We start from the raw sequence: 25370 nt of genomic DNA, 5'->3' as shown, positions 1-25370 counted from the left end.
GGGCTGGATGTTCGACAGCTTCATGACGCCGGAAGTCGGCGGCATCGCGCTGTTTTTCGGCACGATGCTGGCGGCGACAATCTTCCCCGTTTCTTCCGAAGCGATGTTGGCCGCCGCCATCCACCAGAAGCTCGGCGGCACAGTCGAACTGGTTTTGATCGCAACGATCGGTAATACAGTTGGGTGCTGGCTTAATTGGCTGACCGGCCGTTTCCTGTATCAATATCGCGATCGTCGCTGGTTTCCGGTATCCGATGCTGCACTGCAGCGTGCAAGAACATGGTTTAATCGATGGGGATTAACATCGTTATTATTCTCATGGATACCAATCGTGGGCGATCCATTAACCGTAATAGCAGGAATACTAAAAGTTAACTTATATGCTTTCTTGTTTTTAACAGCGACAGGTAGAGCCCTGAGATACTGTGTTATTGCCGGTCTCCTTGCAGAATAAAGAACAGCATTGCGAGCAAAGCTATATGCAAGAGGCGTTTTTTTGCTTATTCTAGAAGTCGACAGAATGTTGCGACACCCTAGTATGCGGACCGTTCCCTAGCTCATGCCCCGTTCCCCTGCCTTGGCCGAAGCCGGCATTTCGCATGAGCATCTGATCGCCCTTGCTATGACCCGTGCGGCCGTTCTCCTTGTGATCGATGCGACCGGCACCACCATCTTTGCTTATGGCGAAACCGAACGTTTGCTCAATCAGTCGCCCCAGGGCCTGATCGGCGCGTCGCTGCCTGCCCTTTTGAACGCGCCTGCGCGCCGGGGCTTGATGCAGCTGCTGGAAGAACTGCGATCCTCTGCCGTAACGCCACCCAAGGAAATTCAGGTCGGCACCGCGTCCGACCCTATTCCTGTTCTGATTGGCGGCCGGATCGTACGGGCGGGTGGTTACGAGACCCTGTGCCTGACGCTTGAAGTGATCGTCCGCGCGCCGGTCCAGGCGGCGCCCTCGCGCGCCATTGCGCCGATCATGGAAGAGAAGCCGCAAGCCGGTTCGCCCCCCGATGCGCTCAGCCATCGGGATGCGGAGACCGCACTTCTGAACGAACATGATTTCGCCGACCGTTCGACCGCGATGATGCGGGCCGATATCAATGGCGATCTATCGCTGACGCTGGTGACGCTTCCTCAGCTTGAAGCGACTCTGGCCCCTCTGGATGCCAAGCGTCGCAGCGCCGTCATGCTGCGCCTGGGGCAGATTCTCACCGCCTCGGCCAAGAACGACAATGCTGCGCGCCTCGCGGGCAACATGTTCGCCCTGGTCCATGATTCGGCCACCACACCCGAAGCCGTGACCGAACTTATCCGCGTCCTGCTGTCCAAGGTCACGCCGCCTGGCCAGTCCCCCGCTGCCATCAACAGTGCCGAAGTGGCCCTCGACGCGGTCACCATTCCGCCCGAACAGCTGGCTCGGGCCTTTGCCTATACCATTAACCGCTATGTCTCGAACGGCGGGCGACTGACCCATACCAGCCTGTCCGGCAGCTTCCAGGAAATGCTGCAGTCCACCGTCTCGCGCATGTCGGGGATCCAGGATTTCCTGCGCTCGAACGATCTGATCCTGGCGTTCCAGCCCATTGTCTGGATGCTTGATCAGAACACTCACCATCAGGAAGCGCTGACCCGCCTCAAGAGCGGCGAATCGCCCTTCTCCATGGTGACCTTTGCCGAAGAAACCGGCTTTATCGCCGAACTGGACATTTCGGTCTGCAAGCGTGTCATCGATGTGCTGGAGAGCAATCCGGCGGCCCATGACATCGCAGTCAATCTTTCGGCGCGTTCGCTCGAAAGCGACGCCTTCCTGGCCAGCCTCGACAATCTGCTCACCAACATGCAAACCAAGCGCCAGCGTCTGTTATTTGAGCTGACGGAAAGCGCCCGTGTCGACAATGTGGAGCGGGTAGCAAACGCCCTATCGCGCCTCAAGGCCCACGGCCATCAGATCTGCATCGACGATTTCGGCGCCGGGGCCGCTGGCCTGCATTATGTGCGTCAGATGCCGGTCGATATCGTGAAGATTGACGGTGGCTATGTCCGGAATATCACCAGCGACACTCGCGACCGCGCGCTGGTGAAATCCATGGTCGACCTCTGCCGCACCATCGGCGTCGGCCTGATCGCCGAAATGGTCGAAACCCACGAGCAGGCGCAGATCCTGAACCGTCTGGGCATCACCTACGGCCAAGGCTTCCTCTACGGCCGCCCGCAGGCGACGCCGCTGAACCGCAAGTCCGGCCCCTCCTGGCGGGGGTGACGCTCGCCCAAAGTTACGGCCTGCGTCGTTGCTTACGGTGCTCGGATGCTCGCGTACAGGAAGTACGCTCCGCCCCTGTGCTCCGCGCGCCTAGCATTCCATAACTTTGGCCTTCGCTTCTAAAGCCAAACCTATCAAACAAGAACTGTCATCCCGGACCCCGCGCGCGTTGCGCGCTGGCTTTACGTTAGGCGGCAACGCCGCCGGGCCGGGATCTCGTGTGGCCGAACCGCGTAGATTCGCTTTAGAAGCGACGGCCGAAGGGGTCAGATGCTAGGCGCTTTCCAGCGCAGGCCCCGGCGGCCTTGCCGCCGATCATAGACCCAGCGGGCAACGCGCGGAGCGGACTTAGGGTCCGTGAGCACCGAGCACGGGAAGCAACGACGCAGATGGCTCCTTCGGGCTAGCGCCCTCAGGGGCAGTAGCGGCCGTAGCGGTCGGCGGGTGTCGTCGGTGCCGGTGTCCAGGCTTTGGCCACAGCGCGGATTCTATCCACCTGCGCCATCGGCAATCCGCTCTCGGCCAATTGGCGGACATTATTCACGCCCATCTGTTCGCGCAGGGCTTCGGCGAGATTGCGACCGGCGATCTCCGCCCATAGCACCGCCTTACCGGCATCGGCAGGCACGCCCTTGCCTTCCACATAGAATTTCGCAAGCCGCATCTGGCTGGTGCGCTGGCCGCGTTCGGCCCCGATACAGGCGATGCGCGCCGCCATGGACGCATCCACCGGCACGCCCTTGCCTTCCGAATAGGCCTGGACTAGCACGTCATACCCGGTGGTCTCGCCCGCCAGTGCCAGGATGATCGCTTCGTTGTAAGCCGTCTGCTCGTCGCCGCGCGCCTGGGCATCGGCGATCACCTTGACCGCCTGCTTCCAGTAGATCGGATCGTGCACCCCGGCCGCCACCGCTACGCCCGCGGCAAGAGCACACCCGGCCACCGCAACCAATCCCCAACCACGCATCACACACTCCCTCGGCAAATATAAATCAGCCGTTGCATTAGAAATAATCAGCGATGGGAGCTTGCGCAGACATCGCACCTCGGGCAAGAGGTAGGAATGACACAGATCGATCATCTTGTCTTATTTCGCTGGAAGCAGGGCGCGGACCTTGCGGCCATAGCGCGCGCGACCGAAGCCCTTGCGCAATTACCAAGCCAGATCAGCGGCATAACCGCTTATGTCGGTGGGCCGCAAGCCAGCCCCGAAGGACTGGGTCAGGGGTTCGATTTCGCCTTCCGCATGACGTTTACCGACATCGCCGCGCGGGACGCCTACCTGCCTCATCCAGCCCATAAGGCGGTGATCGAGACGTTCCTCGCCCCCATCATCGAGACCGCATTGGTCTTTGACATCCAACATTGAAGTTTCCGCCATGTCGCTCCTGCAATCCGGCGATCCGCAGCCGGTCGAATATGTCAATCTGACCGGCCCCGCCCCGATCCTTCTGCTCTGCGACCATGCCTCCAACCGCATCCCTTTGAGCCTGGGCGATCTTGGTGTCTCTGAGGCCGAACGCGGGCGTCACATCGGCTATGACATTGGGGCAGCGGCGATTACGCGTTATTTGGCGGAATGGTTGGATGCTCCGGCTTTGCTTTCCTGCTTTTCCCGCCTGGTGGTCGACCTCAATCGCCGGATCGACGACCCGACCTCCATGCCGCCCGTCAGCGATGGGACCTTTGTCCCCGGCAACCGAGACCTCAGTCCTGCCGACCGGCAGGCGCGTATCGATGCGCTCTTCACGCCCTATCACAATGCAGTTGCCGATCAACTGGCCGGATTTGCTGGGCGCGGCATCAAACCGGCCGTGCTCTCGATTCATTCCTGCACCGCCGTGATGGCAGGCTTCCACCGTCCATGGGAGATCGGCGTGCTCTGGAACCAGGACGGCCGTATCGCCGAACCGCTGATGGCGGAACTCGCCCGTCCCGGCGATATCAATGTCGGCGACAATCAGCCCTATTCCGGGCGCGACCATCACGGCCACACGCTCGATTTCCATGCCGAGCCGGCTGGCTTGCCCCATGTGTTGATCGAAGTGCGCCAGGACCTGATCGAAACACCGGGCGGCCAGCGCGCCTGGGCCGAACGCCTCTATAACGCCTTTGTGCCGGTTTTGGCTGCCTTGGGAGAGACCGCGTGAGCGAACCCGCCTTCACTCTGGGGATCGAGGAGGAATATTTCCTCGTCGACCGCAAGACCCGCGATGTTGCCGCCGAGCCCCCGCCCGAACTGTTGGAAGCCTGTAAGCAGGCCCTGCCCGATCAGGTCAGCCCGGAATTCCTGAAGGCTCAGATCGAAGTCGGCACCCGCCCGCGCGAAACCATCGCCGATGCCCGTGCCGATCTCGCCCGCCTGCGTCGGGGTATTGCCGATGTGGCGGACCGTTACGGTCTGGCGCCGATTGCTTCAGCCACCCACCCCTTCACCGACTGGGGCCGCCAGCGGCCGACGGATGCCGAGCGCTATACGATCCTGGCGCGCGATCTTCAGATGGTCGGCCGCCGCCTCGTCATCTGCGGCATGCACGTGCATGTGGGGATCGAGGACGAGCAACTGCGCATCGACCTCATGAATCAGGTCGCCTATTTCCTGCCGCATATGCTGGCGCTCTCGACCTCCTCCCCCTTCTGGCGGGGCGAGCCTTCGGGCCTGAAGAGCTTCCGCCTGTCGGTCTTCAACGGCCTGCCGCGCACCGGCCTGCCGGAAGTTTTCGACAGCTGGGGCGAATATCAGCGTCACGTCCAGGGCCTGAAGGCCGCAGGCGTGATGGAGGATGCCAGCAAGCTCTGGTGGGATATCCGCCCGTCGGCGCGCTTCCCCACCCTGGAGATGCGCATCACCGATATCTGCACGCGCCTGGATGATACCATCGCGCTCGCGACTCTTTATCGCTGCCTGCTGCGCATGCTCTGGCGCCTGCGCCGCAATAATCAGCGCTGGCGCCTCTATGCCCGTATGCTGCTCTCGGAAAACCGCTGGCGCGCCCAGCGTTATGGCATGAGCGAAGGCTTGGTCGATTTCGGCAAGGGCACCCTTGTTCCGTTCGCTGACCTCATCAACGAGATGATCGAGCTGTGCCGCCCGGATGCCGAACATTTCGGCTGCGTAACAGAACTGGAAAGCGCCCGCCTGATCCTGACGCGCGGCACCAGCGCCGACAATCAGATCCGCGTCTACGAGGAAGCTCTGGCGGCAGGCAAAAGCAAGCAGGAAGCCCTGGAAAGCGTCGTCGACCATCTGATCGCCGAGACTGTGGTCGGGGTTTAGTCTTCCAATATGGAACTTGTCATCCCGGCCCCCGAGCCGGGATCCGACCGTTCTAATTGGTCGATCTCAGGCGTTTTCGCCCAGCGACCAACTTTGGCCGGATCCCGGGTCAAGCCCGGGATGACAAGCTTATGTTTAACCCCTACTTCGCCGCCAGGAAGTCGCCCACTTCCAGCAGCACGAACTCATTATCGTCCACCTTGTCGAGGGCACGACCGGCCGAGAATGGCAGGTTGTTGTCATTGCCGACCACGATATGGGTGGCATCGACGACATCCACATCCTCGATGGTCAGGAACGGCATGGTGTAGATGCCCTTTTCCGTCCCCTGGCGCGCCTTGCCATCGGGATCGGCGACATTCATCAGATCGATATAGCCGATCTTGCGCACGGGCTTGCCGACCATGGCGTCGGTCATTTCGATCTTATAGATGCGCTTATGTTTGGCCGGCGCGGTAAAGCAGGTCGACTGGGGGTTCTTGGCATCCGCGCAAGCTTTGTCAGGCGAACCGACGCCATTGTCACGCTCAATCACCAGGGCCGTGGTGGCATCGATCATATTGAAGTCGCCAATGGCCTCGCCGCCCGCGCTCAGCGGATAGAGCCAGGAGCGGCCGGTCCATTTCTTCGCCGCCGTATCCAGTTCAACGATCCGCAGCGCAGGTTGGCCGTCGACCTTCTCCACCGACCCGTCTTCCTGATACAGCGGACCTTCCAGCAGGCCATAAGCCTTGCTGCCATCCTTCGACAACGCCAGGCCTTCGTAGCCGCCCGACCGTTTCAGATTGAAAGCCGCCATCTTCAACAAGGGATTTGCCGGGGTGACCAGCGTCGGATTATCGGGCGACAGCACAGGCTTGCCATCGATCAGGGTCGGAATGACCTCCGTCAACCGGCCTTCCAGATCCACCTTCAGCAGATAGGGGCCAAACTCATCACCGACCCAGAAGCCATCGGCAACCGGCTGGATCGATTCGATATCGAAATCAGCCCCGGTCAGATAGCGCATGGCCGTCCCTTCCAGAGTAATTGGAAAGGGCGCGACCTTGTTCGGATCCGACAGGAAGATCGTCTTCTGCCGCTCGACCTTGCCACCCTGCCAGTCGAATTTGATCTGATGCAGCATCAGCGCGCTGTCCGACGAATTGATCTTCGACCCGAAGCCATTATCCGACAGGCTCCAGAATGTGCCATCGGCCATGGTCTTGATGCCGGAGAAACCCTGCACAGCTTGCCCAGCGAAGGGAACGGCGAGGCCCGTCTCGCGATGGCCGTCCTTGCCCATCACCGTGCCCAACGCCTCGGTGCGCTTACGGTCAGCCGTCGTGAATTTACCGGACACTTTCAGATGATCCGGCGCATCGGCCGGGGCCGGAATGATCGTATTGCCCGGCAGGACCGCCTGGGAAATCAGCTTGGCTGGAAAGACTTTTTCCTGGGCACTGGCCGGGGAGGCGACCAGCGCCGCCAGGGCAACGAATGTCAGAAGAATACGGATCATGGCTGAAGCCTCCGGTGGGACGGGAACTGTCTCACCGGATAGCGGTATCCTATGACCGCCCGATAACGCTGGCGTGAACCTTGGGTGCCAGGATTGTTTCAGCGCTTATGAAAGCCGTCAGGTTCCACGCTTGAACGGCTTCACAACAAAGCCTCGCAGCGTCCGGTCCATCACCAGCAGACCTGCGAAGATCAGCAGCAGCCCCACCGCATGCTGAACGCCCAGGCGCTCGCCCAGGAAGATTGCCGACAGGAAGGCGGCCACCGGCGGCACCAGGATCGTGACCAGCGACGCTGAAATCGCCCCTGCCCGCTGGATCAATTTATAGAACAGCGCGTAGGCATAGGCGGTGCAGATCAAGGCCAGCGCCAGCACAGCCCCCACGGCATGGATCGGCGGCATCGCCATTTCCCAGGGCCGATCAAGGAACAGCGCGAAGGGCGCAATCACGACGGCGGCCCCCGCCATCTGTCCTCCAGCAACCGTCAGGCTGGGGAGGTGGCGGAATTTCTGGGCGTAGTTCCCGGCGATGCCATAGGAGCAGGCGGTCCCCAGCACCGCGAGCTGCGCCACCGGATCTGCGCCCGCACCGATCAGCGCCGACGGCCCGACCACCGACACCACCCCGGCGATCCCCAGGGCGATCCCTCCGAAGATCCGCGCCTCGGCCTTCTCCGCCCGGAAGACGAAGACCGCCAGCAGCGCGGTGAAGACCGGCGTCGTGGCATTGAGGATGGAGGAGAGACCGGCACCGATGCGCGTCTGCGCCCAGAACAGCAAGGCGAACGGCAGCGCCGACGCGATGAAGCCCAGCAGCAGAAACTTCTGCCAGTTCTCGACAAATCCCTGCAGCCCCGGCTTCCCCGCCATCCGGCAGGCGATCCAAAGGGCAAAGGCAGCGATGCTCACACGGGCCAGCACCAATGTCAGCGGCGGCACGTAACCGACGGCAACCTTGGCGAAAAGGAAGCTTGCGCCCCAGATCAGCGATTGCCCTGCCAGAAGGCCCCAATCCTGCAACCGCATTTCACATCCCCCCGCCGTCTTGTTCTTGCGACGTTCTTATAGGAGGTCATGCGTGTGCCCGCTAGCCCAATAATGCCACCCTGACAATACGGCGACGCGGGATGCCACTACTTCGGCGTCACCACGACCGATTCCGCCGTGCGGGTCGAGGGGCCGTGGAACACCGCTTCGATATTGTTGCCATCGGGATCGATCAGGAAGGCGCCATAATATCCGGGATGATACGGCCGCTCGCCCGGTGCTCCGTTATCTTTGCCCCCCGCAGCCAGCCCTGCACGATGGAACCGCTCCACCGCCACCCGGTCGGCGGCCTGGAAGGCCAGATGGACTTTGCTGGTATAGCCATCTGCCCTATCGACCCAAAGCTCGTCGATATTGAAATGATCCTCGGTCTTCAGCAGTTGCCCACCCTTGCCCAACGCCGTCAGGACCGCTGCATAGAACGTGTGGCTCGCCTCCAGATCCTTCACGCGCAGATGCACGTGATCGATCAGGCGTCCGGTGTGGAACTCCATGAGTTTCTCCCTATCCTCGATTGCCTCGCCCCTATAAACGCCGTCATCCCGGAGTTGATCCGGAATCTCGCGCGGGCAGGTCGGACGGCAAGGCCAAGACAGGCTACAGGACGCGTCGAATGGCTAATGTCGGCCACATATTTCGGCGATGTTTCTGAAGGTATCGTCCCCCAACAGCTTTCCATCCGGGGCAAAGACCTTAAGATCCTTCTCTCTGCCCCCGAGCGAAAAACGCCATACTGCGGCACTGTGACGAGGATCGTGTCGATTAACTCTTCCTCAAACGCCCCACTGCAATTTATCGGCAGGTAATAGCTGGTGGCATAGGCGAAGAAGCCGACCTGCTTTGTCTCATGGTCGACCCGGAAGACCGACCCATGATTGCCGTTGGTATAGGACCAGAAATAGAGCGACTTACCATTACGGGAAAAGGCCAAAGCACCTGAGTTTCTATCCGGCTTACCCACCGGCTGGGCTTGGCTCCCATCAAGCCGTTGGGACCAGAGCTGGCGGAAGGTGTTATATTCATCGCCACCTTCTTCATCCCGGAAGAAATAGAGCCCCTGCCCGTCCGGCCACAGGATCGGCTGATTATCGCGCGGTCCCTGCGTCAAGGCGACATCGCGGCCCTCGACCTTCACAAAGATCCGGCCGTCGCGTTCGAAGAATTCGCTGACTTCCGGCTCGTCGACGAAACACTCCCACCTTTCGTCGAATTCGAAACTGACCGGGACGATTACGCATTCCTTAGCAGCCACGCTAAAGCTCGCCAGCGCCATCCAAGCCCCGGCAATCAGCCCGATCCGCATTTTGCTTGCCACCTCAAATCCCGCTTCGGTTGCAGTAGGCGCTCGCCTATAAAATTTTGCAATCCTGCCGCTAAAACAGATCTTTACGACCCCCGTAGCCTTTCCCATATGCTGTGTCAGGAGCGTTGGCGATTGTCGCGGCGCTGAATGGCCTCATGCAGGGCAATGCCCGTTAGGCCTACGCAACCGTCGCCGGTTACCGGGGCGGATGAGACAGAGGTGACATATGGATTTCGAGCGTTACACCGAACGGGCGCGCGGTTTTCTGCAAAGCGCCCAAGGCCTCGCGGTACGGTCGGGGCATCAGCGGTGGCTTCCCGATCATATTTTGAAGGTGCTGCTGGACGATACCGAAGGTCTGGCGGCCAAGCTGATCAAATCGGCAGGCGGCGACCCCAAGCGCGCCCTGGAGCAGGTAGAAGCGGAACTCGCCCGCCAGCCCAAGGTGGAAGGCTCGGGCGCTGGCGGGTTGATGCTGACCCCGGAAACCGCCCGGCTGTTCGAACAGGCCCAGCAGATCTCCCAGAAAGCCGGCGACAGTTTCGTCACCGCCGAGCGCCTGCTGCTCGCCATCGCGCTGGCCTCCGGCACCTCGGCCGCCAAGGCCCTGGCCAATGCCGGAGCTACGCCGCAAGGTCTGAACAAGGCCATCGACGAGCTGCGTAAGGGGCGCACCGCCGACAGCGCAACCGCCGAGAATCAATATGACGCCCTCAAGAAATACGCCCGCGACCTGACCGAAGCGGCGGCGACCGGCAAGCTCGACCCCGTGATCGGCCGCGACGAGGAAATCCGCCGCGCGATCCAGGTTCTGGCCCGCCGCACCAAGAACAACCCCGTCCTGATCGGCGAACCCGGCGTCGGCAAGACCGCCATCGTCGAAGGCCTCGCCCTGCGCATCGTCAAGGGTGACGTGCCGGAAAGCCTGAAGAACAAGAAGCTGATGTCGCTCGACCTTGGCGCCCTGATCGCTGGCGCCAAGTTCCGCGGCGAGTTCGAAGAACGCCTGAAGGCCGTGCTGTCCGAAGTGCAGTCGATGGAAGGCGATGTCGTCCTGTTCATCGACGAACTGCACACCCTGGTCGGGGCGGGCAAGGCCGATGGCGCCATGGATGCCTCCAACATGCTGAAGCCCGCGTTGGCGCGCGGCGATCTTCATTGCGTTGGCGCAACGACCCTGGATGAGTATCGGAAGTATATCGAGAAGGACGCAGCGCTCGCCCGTCGCTTCCAGCCGGTCTTCGTGTCGGAACCCACCGTGGAAGACACCATTTCCATCCTGCGCGGCCTGAAGGAGAAATACGAGGTTCACCACGGCATCCGCATTACGGACGCCGCCATCGTGGCCGCCGCGACTTTGTCCAACCGCTATATCGCAGACCGCTTCCTGCCCGATAAGGCCATCGATCTGGTGGACGAGGCGGCATCGCGTCTGCGCATGGAAGTGGACAGCAAACCCGAAGAGATCGACGAGCTCGACCGCCGCATCATCCAGCTGAAGATCGAACGCGAAGCCCTGAAAAAGGAAACCGACAGCGGGTCGCGCGACCGTCTCGAAAGACTCGATGTCGAACTGGGCAGCCTGGAGGCCAAGTCGGCCGAGATGACGGCTGCCTGGGCGGCAGAGAAGGATCAGCTTGCCTCCGGTCAGAAGATCAAGGAACAGCTCGACCATGCCCGCGCCACGCTGGAACAGGCGCAGCGCGGCGGCGATTGGGCCAAAGCGGGTGAACTAACCTATGGCGTGATCCCGGAACTTGAGAAGAAGCTGGCCGAGTCCGAGAGCGGCGGCGCCAACATCGTGCGCGAGGCCGTGACGGACCAGGATATCGCCAGCGTCGTATCCCGCTGGACCGGCGTCCCTGTCGACAAGATGCTGGAAGGCGAGCGGGAGAAGCTGCTCGCGATGGAAAGCGCACTCCATGGCCGTGTGGTCGGCCAGGACGAGGCGATCAAGGCTGTCTCCCAGGCCGTGCGCCGTGCCCGTGCCGGGTTGCAGGATCAGAGCCGCCCCATAGGCTCCTTCCTCTTCCTTGGTCCGACCGGCGTCGGCAAGACCGAGCTGACCAAGGCGTTAGCGCATTTCCTCTTCGACGACGACAAGGCGCTGCTGCGCATCGATATGTCGGAATATATGGAGAAGCACGCGGTTTCCCGCCTGATCGGCGCCCCTCCGGGCTACGTCGGATACGAGGAAGGCGGCGTGATCACCGAAGCCGTGCGCCGTCGCCCCTATCAGGTGATCCTGTTCGACGAGGTGGAAAAGGCGCACCCGGACGTCTTCAACATCCTGCTCCAGGTTCTGGACGATGGCCGCCTGACCGATGGTCAGGGGCGCACGGTCGACTTCCGCAACACCCTCATCGTGCTGACCTCCAACCTCGGTTCGGAATTCCTGGCCGAGGCAGGAGAGAGCGAGGAAATTCCCGGTTTCATCCGGGACCGGGTGATGGAGGCGGTGCGCTCCGCCTTCCGTCCCGAATTCCTCAATCGACTGGACGAGATCCTGATGTTCCACCGCCTGACCCGGAACCAGATGGGCGGCATCGTTGATATTCAGCTCGGCACGCTGAAGCGTCTGCTGGCGGATCGCAAGATCACGCTGGAGGTGTCGGAGGATGCCAAACAATGGCTGGCCGATGCGGGTTACGACCCCGTCTATGGCGCGCGCCCTCTGAAGCGCGTCGTACAGCGCAGTCTGCAGAACCGGCTGGCGGAGGAACTGCTGGCCGGCAAGATCCAGGACGGCCAGACCGTCCGGGTCAACGCAGGCGACGAAGGCCTGGTGATCGCGTAAAGCAAAAGGCGGGGAGCAATCCCCGCCTTTTTGTCGCTCCCTACTCCAGGCTGAAAACCTCGCCCAGCGCCTTCATCAGATCCGGCTGATCGGGATAATCGGCTTTCAGCGCGATGAAATCGGCCTTCAGTTCGGCGCAACGCAGTTCCCGGACCGCCTTGGTGATATCGGCACGACGGGCTTCGTCGCTGGAATCTTCACCCCGCCAGCGCAGGCATTCATCCGCACGCTCGACAAAGACCTGCACGTCGACAGGCAGCTCATCCAATGGATTTGCCGATGCCCCTCCCCCCGTCAGCGCGAGAAGCGCCACCGCTAAAATCCGTTTCCCCATTGTCCCCACCCCACCGCCAGAACGGCCGACAGTGTCAACGTCAGCGGGACACCGGCCTTGAGGCGCAGCAGCATCACCGCCGCCAGCACACTAAGTCCGAGAGCCTGGGGCGAGAAACTGGCAACTTCCGGGGCCGCGAAACGGATAAGCCCCAGATCGATTTCCCCTACCTTGCCAAACAGGACATGCAGCCCGAACCAGACGGTGAGGTTCAGGATAACCCCGACCACCGCCGCCGTGATAGCCGCCAGGGCTCCTGCCAGCCTGGGATTAGCCCGGATGCGGTCGAGGTAGGGTGCGCCCAGGAAGATCCATAGGAAACAGGGTACGAAGGTCACCCAGGCCGTCAGTAGTCCGCCCGCCAAACCACTCGCGACCCCGCCTTCCCGGAAGCCCGCCAGAAAGCCGACGAAGCTCAACACCAGGATAAGCGGACCGGGCGTGGTTTCTGCCAACGCCAAACCGTCGATCATCTCGCCGGGGCTCAGCCAGCCATAAACCTCCACCGCCTGTTCGGCGACATAGGACAGGACCGCATAGGCACCGCCAAAGGTGACCACCGCCATCTTGGAGAAAAAGACACCGATATCTAGGAAGGTCGGGCTGCCCACGGCCAGGATCGCCACGAAGGGCGCAATCCAGAGCGCCCCCCAGATGAGAAGCGTGGACAGCGACTTGACCACCACCGGCTCTCCCGCTGTCGCCGTCCCCCTCGCCCGGATAAAGCCGAGAATTCCGGCGCCGATGACCACCAGCGGAAACGGAATGGCGAGCGCGAACAGCGCTGCGAAGGCGGTAGCGGCCAGCGCCCAGGCAAAGGGATCTTTCAACGCCCGCTTGGCAATACGAATCAGTGCCTCCAGAACGATGGCCAACACGGCCGCCTTCAATCCGAAGAACACCCCAGCCAGCCAGGAAGTATCGAGGAAACTGACATAGAGCACCGACAGCCCCAGCACCACGGCCAGTCCCGGCAGCACGAACAGCAGCCCCGATGCGACCCCGCCTTTCACCCCATGCAGCTTCCAGCCGACATAGGTCGCCAGCTGCATCGCCTCCGGTCCCGGCAGCAGCATGCAGAAATTGAGCGCATGCAGGAACGTCGCCTCATCGACCCATTTTTTGTCGTCGACCAACGTCTTATGCATCAGCGCGATCTGACCCGCGGGTCCTCCGAAGGACAGCAGGCCGATGCGCAGGAAGGTTTTCAGCAGGTCGGCGAAGGAAGGGGCCTTGCCGACTTGGGCGTCTTGGACAGTAGCGGCGGTCATGCTTTGGCTCCCGGCTTCTTATGCGGCCAATTATGGGTTTCATCGGTGGCATCCCGGCACCACCGGTAAAGGGCATCATAGAGCGGGAATGTTGCAGCCATCTGCTCCAGGTCATCGGCATACATGCGGGAAAACCCAAGAGAGGCCGCCAATAGGCCCGAAACCTCCGGCGCCAGATCCGGTCGGGCCGTATCGGCTCCGCGCACAATGACCGCAAGGCGAGACATCGCCTCGAAGCCCAGCCCGAAAGCCTCCACCATTACATCGAAAGTGCAGAACTCGCCCCGGTGGCTCCACCGCACGCCATCCACATCGAAAGGAACCCCTCCAAAGCGATCTGCGACGGCCTCAACTTCGGATGGGGCGACAAACAGAAATACGGCGTCCGGGTCGATGAAACGGCGAATGAGCCAGGGGCAGGCGATACGATCGATCTTGGGACGTGCGCGGGTGACCCAGACAGAGCGGCCTCGCCCGTCACGTGGGGCGATTTCGCCCAATGGGATCACCGGCAATCCAGCCTTGTGCCAAGCCTCGAAACCACCCTCGAGCACCTCGGCATCACACCCGGCCTGACGTAGCCAGGCGGCAACTCCGTGGGAGAGTTTCAGCCCCTTCTGACAAATCACCACAAAGGGACCGTCGCCGAGTTTATCGCACCAATCGGCAGCATTCTTGTGCGACCGGCGTTGGCTGGCGGGCAAAAGGCGCGGGTCGGCGGCAAAGTCTTCTTCCATCCGCACATCGATCAAGGTCGGTGCGTTCGGCAAGCCAATCAGGCGCATCAGTTTGTCAGGGGAAATCGTCCCGAAAGCAGGCATGCGTCATCCTCCAGAAGATGTGGGATGCGATGCTTCGGCAGGGCGCCTCGTGGGGTGTCGCCTACCCCATGGCCTCCAACCTATGGGTGGGCAGGATCAGGCGTCAAGCATGAACCCGAACACTTCCAGGAAACCTGCTTCTCCCGCCCCCGTGATCTTCAGTGCCCGGCTGTCGCGGGTGCGCTCGATCCAACCCAGTTCGAACGCGCGGTTGCACAGTCCGACCCCGACCTTGCCTGCCAGATGCGGGCGCCGCTCGCTCCAGTCGAGGCAGGTCTTGCAGACCGGGCGGCTCCTGGGGCCAGCACCCGGATCGACCCCGAAGGCTTGAAGAAAGCCACGCCCCTCGTCCGTCACCGTCCCAGCCCCCTCCCCAAGAACGATCAGCCCGCGTCCGGTCATGGCATCGGCGACCGCGATACCCAATCGCCCGGCCAGATGGTCGTAGCAGGTACGGGCGGTCCGCATCGCCTCGTCCTTCGGGCCGGTGGGGCGATGGCGTTTCGGACCGGAGGCAGACAGGGTCATCAGCGCTTCAAGAACTTCCGCCACCTGGGCCGAGGCAAGACGGTAATAGCGGTGCCGCCCTTGCTTCTCGACCGTCACCAGATTGGCTTCGGCCAGTTTGGCCAGATGCCCGCTGGTGGTGGGCGCGCCGACCCCGGCGTACCAGGCCAACTCCCCCGCCGTCAACGCCCGCCCATCCATGAGGGCGGAGAGGATATTGGCCCGTGCCACATCCCCGATAACGGAGGCGACTTCTGCGAGCGTGATGCCGGATACGAGATTTGTCATGGCAGCGATCTTACCCCCGACGGCACCGCCGGTCAGTGAGGAATAGTTCGGCGTGGACCGAACCATTCCTGAGCGCCTTTCCGGCTCCGTGCTGGCACTCTCCTCCAAAAGGAGACCAGTATGACCGCCGCCACCGCTACCGCCTCCCCACCCTACCGCGAGCTTACCCTGCTGCTCCTGCTCGCAACCCTTTGGGGTGCCTCCTATACATTGATTAAGTTCGGCATCGAAACGATCCCGCCAATCACCCTGATTGCCGCCCGCACCTTGATCGCGGGCCTACTCCTGCTGGCGGTTCTGCGGATGCGGGGTATCGCTCTGCCGATGGACCGCGGCACCTGGGGGAAGTTCTTCATCCAGGCCTGCCTGAACTCTGCCCTACCCTTCACCTTGATCGCCTGGGCCGAACTGTCGGTCGATGCCGGGCTGGCCGGGATCCTCAACAGCCTGACGCCCGTGATGACCGTCCTGCTGACCCTTGCCTGGAGCCGTCATGAAGCCCTGAGCGGTACCAAGCTTCTGGGCGTCGCCCTCGGCCTCGGCGGCGTCTGCCTGATCGTCGGCGTCCAGGCCCTGCAGGGTATCGGGGATCAGCTCTGGGGTCAGTTGGCGGTGGTGCTGGCAACCGCCTGTTATGCGGGGGCAGCGATCTTCGGCAAGAACTTCAAGGGGCTCGATCCTATAGCCCCCGCCGCCGGATCGCTGATCTGTGGGGCGATCATCCTCATTCCCTTGAGTCTGATCATTGACAGACCCTGGACCCTTACGCCTTCGAACCAATCGCTCACGGCCCTGCTGATCCTGGCCGTTTTCTCAACCGCCGGGGCCTTCACCCTCTATTTCCGCCTGATCCACACGCTGGGATCGGTCGGCACCACGGCGCAAGGTTACCTTCGTACCCCGATTGCCGTCGGTATCGGCGCGCTGTTCCTGGGTGAAAGCCTGACCTCCACCGCCTGGATCGGCCTTGTCTGCGTCATTCTGGGCGTCATGGCCATCACCTGGCCGCGTAAATCGTAAATCCCAGGCGAGAGCTGTTCTTTTGCCTTGCGGAGAAGCAGAAGCGGTTCCAGACTGGAGCTCTCTTACTTGTATAGACAACCCTCCAGGTTCCGATGTCCGTCGTTATCAGCGAAGTAAAGACCGCGCTTCCCGGTTTCGCCCTCGCCGTCATCATTGCGATGGCTGCCAGTTTCATCACCGATCACTACGGCGGGCCGACGGTCCTTTTTGCGCTGCTGCTGGGCATGGCCTTCCACTTCCTCTCCAGTGATAGCCGCTTTGCCCCCGGCATTGCCCGCTCTGCCCGCACGGTGCTGCGTCTGGGCGTTGCCTTGCTGGGCGCCCGCATCACCGCGGATCAGGTGGCCGCTCTTGGTTGGCAGTCGCTGGTCGGCGTCGCGCTGGCGGTGGTGGCAACGATTTTCTTCGGCGCCGCGCTGGCAAAGATGCTCGGCATGAAGCGCCGGGTCGGCATCCTGACCGGCGGTGCGGTGGCAATCTGCGGTGCGTCGGCCGCTGCAGCCGTGTCTGCCGTGCTGCCGCGCTATCCGGATCAGGAGCGCGATACGGCCTTCGCCATCGTCGCCGTGACCTCGCTGTCGACCATCGCCATGGTGCTCTATCCGATCCTCGCCAAGCTGCTGGGGTTCGATGCAGTGGCGAGCGGCATTTTCCTGGGTGGCACCATTCATGACGTCGCCCAGGTCGTCGGCGCCGGTTATGCCGTCTCTGTCGAAACCGGCGATACCGCGACGATCATCAAGCTCTGGCGCGTCGCCCTGCTGGTGCCGGTGGTGCTGACCATCGCCATCCTGGGTCGCCGTCTGGTGCCGGGGGACGAGGCCGCAGGCAAGGCCCCGCTTTTCCCGTCGTTCCTGATCGCCTTCATTCTGCTGGTCGCTGCGAACAGCCTGGGTTGGGTTCCCAAGCCCGTCGCCGCCGGTCTGTCCGATGCCTCGCGCTGGTGCATCCTGATTTCGATCAGCGCTCTTGGCATCAAGACCTCGATGCAGGATATCGCCAAGGTCGGCCCACGTGCGGCCCTGATGATGGTCGCCGAGACGATCTTCATCATGCTGGCCGTGCTGGTGCTGATCTACGCCAGCGGCCATTCGGGGTCATAGGAACGATATGCGGCTATCTCTGCACCTTGCCATCGCGGCGGTTACGGCCAGCCTATCCGTAGCCCCATCACTCGGGCAGGCGGGCGGGATGGCAGCAATCATCAGGATGGATCATAACGGCGACTTTCTCGTTCTGCTCTCCAACCATCCTGATGATGAAAAGGCACCCATAGCCCATATGAGTGTGAAGATTGCCAAAGGCGACCCACGGCATCAGAAGCTGGTGCGCACCGCTTCAGATTTATCCGCTGGACATAGCCGCTTGGCTAGCGATGCGGAGGTTGAGGTGATCCTCAACAAAAAATAGCCCCGCTCTTTCGAGCGGGGCTTTTCTTTTGTCTCAGCCGCATCCTGAAGGCTGGTGGATGATCTGCTAGCTGCCGGGGAGCACAGGACCGGAGCGTACTCCCTGTACGCGAGGATCCGAGCATTTCCGGCAGTGACGCAGATCGCCGCCAGACGAAGGACTTAGGTCAGGGAAGCGCAGAAGCGCTGAATGCGATGACACGCCTCAATGACGTTCTCCGTCGAGGTCGCATAGGACAGGCGGAAGTATGGCTCCAGCCCGAAAGCCGAGCCCTGCACAGCCGCGACGCCCTCAGATTCCAGCAAGAAGAGCACGAAGTCGCTGTCGTTATTAATGACCTTGCCGTCCTTGGTCTTCTTGCCAATCACGCCCGCGCAGGACGGATAGACATAGAAAGCGCCTTCGGGCTTCAGGCAGGTGATGCCGGGGGCCTTGTTCAGCAGATCGACGCAGAGGTCGCGGCGTTCGCGGAACTTGTCGTTGCGCTCACCCAGGAAGTCCATCGGGCCGGTCAGGGCCGCCAGGGCAGCAGCCTGGCTGATCGACGATGGGTTCGACGTCGACTGCGACTGCAGCTTGGAGATCGCCTTGATCAGATTGACCGGGCCACCGGCATAACCGATGCGCCAGCCGGTCATGGCATAGGCCTTGGATACGCCATTGACCGTCAGCACGCGGTCGATCAGATCCGGTGCCACTTCAGCGATGGTCGCGAACTTCCAGCCGTCATAGCCGAGATGTTCGTACATATCGTCGGTCATGACATAGACGTTCGGATGGCGGCGCAGCACTTCGGCCAGGGCCAGCAGTTCGTCCTTGGTATAGCCCGCGCCGGTCGGGTTCGACGGCGAGTTCAGGATCAGCCATTTGGTCTTGGCGGTGATCGCCTGTTCCAGGGCTTCCGGGCGCAGCTTGAAGCTGGCGTTTTCGCCGCAGGTGACGAAGACCGGGGTGCCCTCGGCCAGCAGCACCATGTCCGGATAGGAGACCCAGTAAGGGGCTGGGATGATGACTTCGTCCCCGACATTCAGGGTCGCCATCAGGGCGTTATAGAGCACCTGCTTGCCGCCGGTACCGACCGTGATGTTTTCGACCTTATAGTCGAGGTTATTCTCGCGCTTGAACTTCTCGCAGATCGCCTTCTTCAGCGCGACCGTGCCGTCGACGTCGGTATATTTGGTATCGCCGCCCTGGATCGCCGCAATGGCAGCGGCTTTGATGTGTTCCGGGGTGTCGAAGTCCGGCTCGCCGACAGACATCGAGATGATGTCGCGGCCTTCGGCTTTCAGGGCGCGGGCGCGGCCGGTAACGGCAATCGTCGGGGACGGCTTGATGGCATCGAGGCGGTCGGCAAGAAACGGCATCGGAGGGTTCCCAGAAGCAAGACGAAAAAGCTGCCGCGCACCTTAAAAGCGGTGGACCAAGGGCGCAATCCTACACTTGTCCTGATTTCTCAACTGGGGTCAGAGTACAATTCAACATGCGCACCTATACTCAATCCCTGGAATTTCTCGACCGCTGCCCGCCAGCCACGGCCGAGGTTTACCGCTATTGGGCTGCCAAGCGCGCAGGAAAGCTGATGCCGCGCCGCGCCGATATTGATCCGATGGCCCTCAAAACCTACCTGCCATCACTGATGCTGGTGGACGTCGTGGACCCGCCGGACGAGTTCCGCTACCGGCTTGTCGGGACCCTGCTATGTCGGGCACGCGGCTATGACCCGACCGGGAAGCCGGTCTTTGAAACATTCTTTGGCAAGGGTATTGGCCGCGAAAGGTCAGAGATCCAGACCCTTTACCGACTGGTGCGCGACACATGCCAGCCGGTTTTCGCCTGGGACAGCGTCACAGTCCCCGATCCCCGCCTGCGCGATCTGGGCGCCCTGCTGATGCCGCTGAGCCGTGACGCCGACAACAAGGTCGCGATGGTCATGGGCTATATACATTTCGAGCGGGTGTAACTACCGCACCACCCAGGGCCGCTGCCCCCGATGATCCCGGTCGCTATCGATACGCAGCCCGTCAGCCGACCGATAGATCGCAACCGCCCCCTCCCGTTCAGCGTCATAGACATCGCGCACAATCGCAGGCCCAGGACAGGGGAGTCGTAACGGAACCAGCGTTAGCAGGATATCCGCGCTCCGACAGGCCTCCGCCACGCCACGCGCCTCCCGGACCAACGCGACGGTCAGCCCGTCCGTCTTCAACAAGCAGAGCGCACCGCAATTCATCGCCCCGATATCCCGCGTTAGCACCCGCTCCCCCCAGGCCCGAGCCTGGATGCTGCCGCCCCCCAATCCCGCCACTAGTAGTCGTCCCTCGGCAGCCAATCCCACCGCGCGGCCGCCAGCACTGACCATGGCAACAGGGACTGGCGTCCAAAAAGATAGGATCAACCCCACAACTGCGGCGGCAAGGCCAATCCAGCGCAGCACGCTTGCCGACAGCACCAGCCAGATCCCGCCCAGGGCAATCAGCAGCAGCGCGCCGGTGGGCAAGGCCGGGACAAGCAGATTGGCCCCCGGCAGTTCCGCCACCCCGTCCGCAAGGCTCAGCAGCAGGTCGATCCCCCAACCCAGCAGGGCAAACCCCGGCTCCGGCCATCCCGCCGCCATTCCCAGCACGGCCAAGACAGCGGCGGGCATGATCACGATCCCCGACAAGGGAATAGCGATCATATTGGCAAGGATCCCGTAGGGCGCGGGTTGCTGAAAATGGTGCACGGCAAACGGCGTGGTCGCCAGGGTGGCCAGCAGCGAACTCGCCACCATCCCGACCAGCCAGGACGCCACCATAAACGGCCAACCTCCCGCTTCTCGTAGCGCCAATAGGCGCGGCTGCACCCGCTCCCATCCGGCGATAAGGACCAGCACAGCGGCAAAGGACATCTGGAAGCCAGGAGACAACAGGGCCTCCGGCGTTAGGATCAGCACCGCGAAGGCTGCCAGAGCGACTGACCGCAGCGACCAGGGATCCCGGTTCACCATCAGGGCCAGCAGCACGAGCGCATACATTAGAAAAGATCGCTGCACCGGAATGTCCCATCCAGCCAGCAGGGAATAGCCCAGGATCGCCAGCAAGGCCGGATACGCCGCGAGCTTGCGGGCAGGCCAGCGCAGCACCAGCGCCGGGATCGCCGACAGCACCAGTGATAGCCCGCCCAAGAAGATCCAAGCCACCAACCCGATATGAAGGCCGGAGATGGACAGCAGATGCGACAGGCCGGATACCCGCATCGCCCGTGCATCGCTGTCCGCAATCGCTCCCTGCTCTCCGACGATCAGGGCTGCGGCAATCGCGGCCTCCCGCTCCGGCAGCGCCCCATGGACCGCCTGCTGCAGCCTCGCCCGGAAACGCTCCAACCCCACTCGCCAGCCCGTTACCGGTTGCGGATCATGGGAGATCGTCCCTTCGATCCAGCCGGTGGCACCAATCCCCTGGAAATAGAGATGCCGTTGCAGGTCGTAACCGCCGGGAGCAAAGGGCGCAGCTACCGGCGACAACCTCAGCCGCGCGCTCAACCTGTCCCCCACCGTGACCACAGGGGGTACTGCTTCTATTGGTGCCGTCACCCGCGCCTGCATCCCATCGGCCAGCCGCACGACAAGGCGCGTGCCATAGGACAGCCGGTCGATCTGGACCACCTCCATGATCCGGCTTTCAGCGGCCAGCGTCCGAGACAGCATCGGCGTTGCCAGCCAATGACTGCGCCCGGCTGCCAAGGCGAACCCCAGCAGCATGAGCGCCAGCGCCGTCACTCCCATCAAGCGTCCCCGCGCAGCGAGCAGACAAAGCCCCAGACCACCGCAGACGACCGACACCCAGGGTTCCGGCTCCCATGCCAGGGCGAAATAGCCACCAATTCCCGCCGCCAGCCACAACGGCCCCAGCAGCGGCAGACGAACCGCTTCTGCCGTCAACCAATCCTGAAGGCGGCCGATCAGGCGGGGCTTGGCGGCAAAGGACCGCGGTGCGAGGCGGAAGGTTTCATGCATGAAGGAGAAATACACTCATAGATTGAGTGATCCAGCAAGAGCGCTCGCAAACCATTACTCAATAATACTGTCATCCCGGCCCCCGGAGCCGGGATCCGACCGTAGGATGTGGCCGAGGTAAAACGGCGCCGGACAGCAACATTCGGCGGCCGGATCCCGGGTCAAGCCCGGGATGACACTCTTTTGTGGGGCTTGGCGATTCCTCTCCACCTATCTCGTAACCGAACTGTGCCTTGAGTCGCCGCCCTCCCCGGGTCTATGTTCGGAGCCTCATTTTCATATCCCGTGTTTTCAGGTTCACATGAGCATCGTCACGCGCTTCGCGCCCTCGCCCACCGGCTTCCTGCATATCGGTGGCGCCCGTACGGCCCTTTTTAACTGGCTCTACAGCCGTCACATGGGCGGCAAGTTCCTGCTGCGTATCGAGGATACCGACCGCGCTCGCTCCACGCCCGAGGCGACCCAGGCGATCATCGACGGCCTGAAGTGGCTTGGGATCGATTGGGATGACGACATCACCTATCAGTTCGCCCGCGCCGCTCGCCATGCCGAGGTCGCGCACCAGATGCTGGCCGCCGGTCGCGCCTATAAGTGCTTCGCGACGACCGAAGAACTTGATGCCATGCGGGCCGAGCAGAAGGAAAAGGGTCTGCCGCAGCGCTATGATGGCCGCTGGCGCGACCGCGATCCGTCCGAAGCACCTGCCGGGGCGCCGTTTGTTGTCCGTCTGAAGGCCCCGCAGGATGGCGCCACCACGGTCAATGACCTCGTCCAGGGTGAAGTGACGGTTCAGAATTCCCAGCTCGACGATCTCGTCATGCTGCGCGCCGACGGCACCCCGACCTACATGCTGGCCGTCGTGGTCGATGATCACGACATGGGCATCACCCACGTCATCCGTGGCGACGATCACCTGACCAACACCTTCCGTCAGGTTCAGATCTTCAAGGCCAACGACTGGGCCGTGCCGACCTTCAGCCATATCCCGCTGATCCATGGTCCGGACGGCGCCAAACTCTCCAAGCGCCACGGCGCCCTAGGGGTTGAGGCCTATGAGGAGATGGGCTATCTGCCCGCCGCCATGCGCAATTATCTCGTTCGCCTGGGCTGGGCCCATGGCGACGATGAATATTTCAGCGATGCCCAGGCCCGCGAATGGTTCGACATCAAGGACGTGGGCCGTTCGCCCTCGCGCCTGGATTTCCTGAAGCTCGCCAGCGTCAATCAGCACTACATCAAGGAAAGCGCAGACGCCGACCTGGCCGCTGCGGTCCGCCCGCTGGTCGAGGCGAAACTAGCCCGTGCGCTTGCCACTGGCGAGGTCGATCTGCTCACCCGTGCGATGCCCGGCCTGAAGCCGCGTGCGAAAACACTGGTCGAAATTGCCGACGGTGTGTTGTTCTATTTCAAGTCGCGTCCGCTCAGCCTCGACGATAAGGCCAAGGCCATGGTCGAGAAGGGCAGCGCGATTCTGTCGCAGATGCAGACCCGCCTGAAGGAACTACCGTCCTGGACCGCCGCAGATCTGGAGGCCGCCGCCCGCGCCCTCTCGGAAGAAGCGGGGATCAAACTGGGCGATATCGCGCAGCCCCTGCGGGCTGCCACCACCGGCTCCACCGTCTCGCCTCCGATCTTCGAGGTGATGGAGCTACTTGGCAGGGATGAAATTTGTGGCAGGATAGGCGACCTATCTGACGCCAGCTGACAGATTTGTCAGTCGACGCATACCTTCGAACGGTTCTGCCTATCGACGACCTCGAGCTTAAGCGCCAGGGGCCGGCAACGACCGAAAAAAGGGGACCCCCCGCACTAGGCGGGCAAAAATTGGGGAGTTTCGATGACCGAGACCACAGGCACTAACCCGAATACCGTCACCGTGATCGACAATGCGACCGGCAAGCGCGTCGACCTGCCCGTACTGTCGGGCTCGATTGGCCCCAAGGTCATCGACATCCGGGCGCTGGGCAGCCAGCTCGGCTATTTCACCTATGATCCGGGCTTCATGGCCACCGGTTCGTGCGAAAGCGGCATCACCTTCATCGATGGCGATGAAGGTATTCTGCTGCATCGCGGTTACAAGATCGCCGAACTGGCCGAGCAGTCTGACTTCCTGGAAGTCTGCTATCTGCTGCTGAATGGCGAACTGCCCAACGCGGGCCAGAAGCAGGAATTCGATCAAGGCATCACGTATCATACGATGGTGCATGAGCAGATGCAGTTCTTCCTGCGCGGCTTCCGCCGTGACGCCCATCCGATGGCCGTCATGACCGGCATGGTCGGCGGCATGTCGGCCTTCTATCACGACAGCCTCGACATTCATGATCCGCATCAGCGCATGGTTTCGGCCCATCGCCTGATCGCCAAGATGCCGACCCTGGCCGCCATGGCGTACAAATATTCGATCGGTCAGCCGGTCGTGTATCCGCGCAACGAAATGTCATATTCGGAAAACTTCCTGCATATGATGTTCGGCGTCCCGTGTGAGGATTGGAAGAGCAACCCGGTCATCACCAAGGCGATGGACCGGATCCTGATCCTCCATGCCGATCACGAACAGAATGCCTCGACCTCGACCGTGCGTCTGGCCGGTTCGTCGGGTGCAAACCCGTTCGCCTGTATCGCCGCCGGTATCGCTTCGCTCTGGGGCCCAGCCCATGGCGGCGCGAACGAAGCCGTGCTGTCGATGCTGCAGCAGATCGGCCACAAGGACCGTATTCCTGAGTTCGTGAAGCGCGCCAAGGACAAGAACGACAGCTTCCGCCTCATGGGCTTTGGCCATCGCGTCTATAAGAACTACGATCCGCGCGCGACCGTGATGCAGAAGACCTGCCACGAAGTGCTCTCCCAGCTCGGCGTCAAGGATCCGCTCCTCGACCTCGCGATGGAACTGGAGCGCATCGCCCTGGAAGATCCGTACTTCGTCGAACGCAAGCTCTACCCGAACGTCGATTTCTACTCGGGCATCATCCTGCGTGCGATGGGCTTCCCGACCTCGATGTTCACCGTGCTGTTCGCCGTTGCCCGTACCGTTGGCTGGATCAGCCAGTGGAAGGAAATGATCGAGGATCCCAGCCAGAAGATCGGCCGTCCGCGTCAGCTCTATACCGGCGAAACCGAACGCCCGTTTGTCCCGCTGGCGAAGCGTGGCTAATCGGGACAAATCGCGGCTTAGCAACGGACAGGCGCGGACATCCTCCGCGCCTGTCGTCGCACGCGTCGTCACCCTGCGTCGCCTGAACCAGCCCGCCCCTGCCAATTCCAACCGGCAGTCCGCAGGCAAGTGGTTGCGGAGCAACGGCGGGCGTCTGGCCTATGTCGTCATGGCCGGCTGCATCGCCGCCCTGATGGTGGTAGCGCTCCTGTCCTAGCCGCGATTGTCCGTCGATAATACAAAAAGCCCCGGCAGCGATGCCGGGCCTTTTTGTTTTAGCCAGAACCTTCCGAAATCGTCATCCCGGGACTTGATCCCGGGATCTCCGTTGAAGGCTTACCCCCGCGAGCTCAGCCAAGATCGGACGCGCTCCCGGAGGAGATCCC

At 62.2% G+C, this 25370-nt stretch carries 24 protein-coding genes; 13 read left to right on the top strand and 11 right to left on the bottom strand.

The genetic code is table 11. The annotated features are described in order from the left end of the window. Positions 1-7 precede the first annotated feature (7 nt). Together ACFSM5_RS15545 and ACFSM5_RS15540 are read left to right on the top strand one after the other, a co-directional pair. Entirely contained in the window at positions 8-454 is a 447-nt protein-coding gene (locus ACFSM5_RS15545; RefSeq protein ID WP_379877393.1) for a YqaA family protein, read from the top strand. 105 nt (positions 455-559) lie between these two features. Further along, positions 560-2260, top strand: coding sequence for an EAL domain-containing protein (locus tag ACFSM5_RS15540; RefSeq protein WP_379877392.1), 1701 nt, complete (start codon positions 560-562; stop codon positions 2258-2260). Between the two features lie 412 nt (positions 2261-2672). On the opposite strand, the gene ACFSM5_RS15535 is transcribed toward ACFSM5_RS15540, so the two are convergent. Next, entirely contained in the window at positions 2673-3227 is a 555-nt protein-coding gene (locus tag ACFSM5_RS15535) for an SEL1-like repeat protein (protein WP_379877390.1), read from the bottom strand. 96 nt (positions 3228-3323) lie between these two features. On the opposite strand from ACFSM5_RS15535, the gene ACFSM5_RS15530 reads away from it, so the two are divergent. The 3 genes from ACFSM5_RS15530 to ACFSM5_RS15520 are packed head-to-tail and all read left to right on the top strand — an operon-like array spanning position 3324 to position 5537. Beyond that, positions 3324-3629, top strand: coding sequence for a Dabb family protein (locus ACFSM5_RS15530; RefSeq protein WP_379877388.1), 306 nt, complete (start codon positions 3324-3326; stop codon positions 3627-3629). A 10-nt stretch (positions 3630-3639) separates the two neighbouring features. Continuing rightward, positions 3640-4410: an N-formylglutamate amidohydrolase gene (locus ACFSM5_RS15525; protein WP_379877387.1), complete on the top strand. Its 771-nt coding sequence runs from the start codon at positions 3640-3642 to the stop codon at positions 4408-4410. Further along, positions 4407-5537: a carboxylate-amine ligase gene (locus ACFSM5_RS15520; protein WP_379877386.1), complete on the top strand. Its 1131-nt coding sequence runs from the start codon at positions 4407-4409 to the stop codon at positions 5535-5537. Before ACFSM5_RS15525 ends, ACFSM5_RS15520 begins: the two co-directional genes overlap by 4 nt. Before the next feature lie 142 nt (positions 5538-5679). On the opposite strand, the gene ACFSM5_RS15515 is transcribed toward ACFSM5_RS15520, so the two are convergent. The 4 genes from ACFSM5_RS15515 to ACFSM5_RS15500 all read right to left on the bottom strand — a co-directional run bounded on the left by ACFSM5_RS15515 (position 5680) and on the right by ACFSM5_RS15500 (position 9388). Further along, positions 5680-7038, bottom strand: coding sequence for an esterase-like activity of phytase family protein (locus ACFSM5_RS15515; protein ID WP_379877385.1), 1359 nt, complete (start codon positions 7036-7038; stop codon positions 5680-5682). Between the two features lie 117 nt (positions 7039-7155). Next, entirely contained in the window at positions 7156-8064 is a 909-nt protein-coding gene (locus tag ACFSM5_RS15510; protein WP_379877384.1) for a DMT family transporter, read from the bottom strand. Between the two features lie 107 nt (positions 8065-8171). Beyond that, a complete protein-coding gene (locus ACFSM5_RS15505) occupies positions 8172-8579 on the bottom strand; it encodes a VOC family protein (protein WP_379877383.1) in 408 nt (135 codons plus the stop codon). Then, positions 8555-9388 (bottom strand): TolB family protein, encoded by an 834-nt coding sequence (locus ACFSM5_RS15500; RefSeq protein WP_379877382.1) that lies wholly within the window; start codon positions 9386-9388, stop codon positions 8555-8557. The genes ACFSM5_RS15505 and ACFSM5_RS15500 overlap by 25 nt, the downstream gene beginning before the upstream one ends. Positions 9389-9614: 226 nt before the next feature. On the opposite strand from ACFSM5_RS15500, the gene clpB reads away from it, so the two are divergent. Continuing rightward, a complete protein-coding gene (gene clpB, locus ACFSM5_RS15495) occupies positions 9615-12185 on the top strand; it encodes an ATP-dependent chaperone ClpB (protein WP_379877381.1) in 2571 nt (856 codons plus the stop codon). Between the two features lie 40 nt (positions 12186-12225). Here clpB and ACFSM5_RS15490 read toward each other — a convergent pair whose 3' ends face one another. From ACFSM5_RS15490 to ACFSM5_RS15475, 4 genes are all read right to left on the bottom strand, one after another. Continuing rightward, entirely contained in the window at positions 12226-12498 is a 273-nt protein-coding gene (locus tag ACFSM5_RS15490) for a hypothetical protein (RefSeq protein WP_379877380.1), read from the bottom strand. A 2-nt stretch (positions 12499-12500) separates the two neighbouring features. Continuing rightward, positions 12501-13790, bottom strand: coding sequence for a chromate efflux transporter (gene chrA / locus ACFSM5_RS15485; protein WP_379877379.1), 1290 nt, complete (start codon positions 13788-13790; stop codon positions 12501-12503). Beyond that, positions 13787-14611 carry a chromate resistance protein ChrB domain-containing protein gene (locus tag ACFSM5_RS15480; RefSeq protein ID WP_379877378.1) on the bottom strand — a complete coding sequence of 275 codons (825 nt, stop codon included), beginning with the start codon at positions 14609-14611 and terminating at the stop codon, positions 13787-13789. Before ACFSM5_RS15480 ends, chrA begins: the two co-directional genes overlap by 4 nt. A 96-nt stretch (positions 14612-14707) precedes the next feature. Next, positions 14708-15472: an ArsR/SmtB family transcription factor gene (locus ACFSM5_RS15475; protein ID WP_379877377.1), complete on the bottom strand. Its 765-nt coding sequence runs from the start codon at positions 15470-15472 to the stop codon at positions 14708-14710. Between the two features lie 54 nt (positions 15473-15526). Here ACFSM5_RS15475 and ACFSM5_RS15470 point away from each other — a divergent pair, with 54 nt between their 5' ends. The 3 genes from ACFSM5_RS15470 (at position 15527) to ACFSM5_RS15460 (ending at position 17839) form a co-directional block, all read left to right on the top strand. Further along, on the top strand, positions 15527-16426 hold the full coding sequence (locus tag ACFSM5_RS15470) for a DMT family transporter (protein WP_379877376.1): 900 nt from the start codon (positions 15527-15529) through the stop codon (positions 16424-16426). A 95-nt stretch (positions 16427-16521) separates the two neighbouring features. After that, entirely contained in the window at positions 16522-17532 is a 1011-nt protein-coding gene (locus ACFSM5_RS15465; RefSeq protein ID WP_379877375.1) for a YeiH family protein, read from the top strand. Between the two features lie 88 nt (positions 17533-17620). Next, entirely contained in the window at positions 17621-17839 is a 219-nt protein-coding gene (locus ACFSM5_RS15460; RefSeq protein WP_379877374.1) for a hypothetical protein, read from the top strand. Between the two features lie 161 nt (positions 17840-18000). Here ACFSM5_RS15460 and ACFSM5_RS15455 read toward each other — a convergent pair whose 3' ends face one another. Further along, entirely contained in the window at positions 18001-19203 is a 1203-nt protein-coding gene (locus ACFSM5_RS15455; RefSeq protein ID WP_379877373.1) for a pyridoxal phosphate-dependent aminotransferase, read from the bottom strand. 116 nt (positions 19204-19319) lie between these two features. On the opposite strand from ACFSM5_RS15455, the gene ACFSM5_RS15450 reads away from it, so the two are divergent. Continuing rightward, positions 19320-19799 (top strand): PAS domain-containing protein, encoded by a 480-nt coding sequence (locus tag ACFSM5_RS15450; protein WP_379877372.1) that lies wholly within the window; start codon positions 19320-19322, stop codon positions 19797-19799. On the opposite strand, the gene ACFSM5_RS15445 is transcribed toward ACFSM5_RS15450, so the two are convergent. After that, complete coding sequence (locus tag ACFSM5_RS15445; protein ID WP_379877371.1) at positions 19800-21833, bottom strand: ComEC/Rec2 family competence protein; 2034 nt, start codon at positions 21831-21833, stop codon at positions 19800-19802. It abuts the gene before it with no gap. 301 nt (positions 21834-22134) lie between these two features. On the opposite strand from ACFSM5_RS15445, the gene gltX reads away from it, so the two are divergent. The 3 genes from gltX (at position 22135) to ACFSM5_RS15430 (ending at position 25201) form a co-directional block, all read left to right on the top strand. Next, positions 22135-23538 (top strand): glutamate--tRNA ligase, encoded by a 1404-nt coding sequence (gene gltX / locus ACFSM5_RS15440; protein WP_379877370.1) that lies wholly within the window; start codon positions 22135-22137, stop codon positions 23536-23538. 132 nt (positions 23539-23670) lie between these two features. Beyond that, entirely contained in the window at positions 23671-24984 is a 1314-nt protein-coding gene (gene gltA / locus ACFSM5_RS15435) for a citrate synthase (protein ID WP_379877369.1), read from the top strand. Next, positions 24977-25201, top strand: coding sequence for a hypothetical protein (locus tag ACFSM5_RS15430; protein WP_379877368.1), 225 nt, complete (start codon positions 24977-24979; stop codon positions 25199-25201). Before gltA ends, ACFSM5_RS15430 begins: the two co-directional genes overlap by 8 nt. Positions 25202-25370: the final 169 nt, after the last annotated feature.

The organism is Lacibacterium aquatile (assembly GCF_042683105.1).
Classification (GTDB): Bacteria; Pseudomonadota; Alphaproteobacteria; order Elsterales; family Elsteraceae; genus Lacibacterium; species Lacibacterium aquatile.
This window is presented reverse-complemented; position numbering and strand designations above follow the sequence as displayed.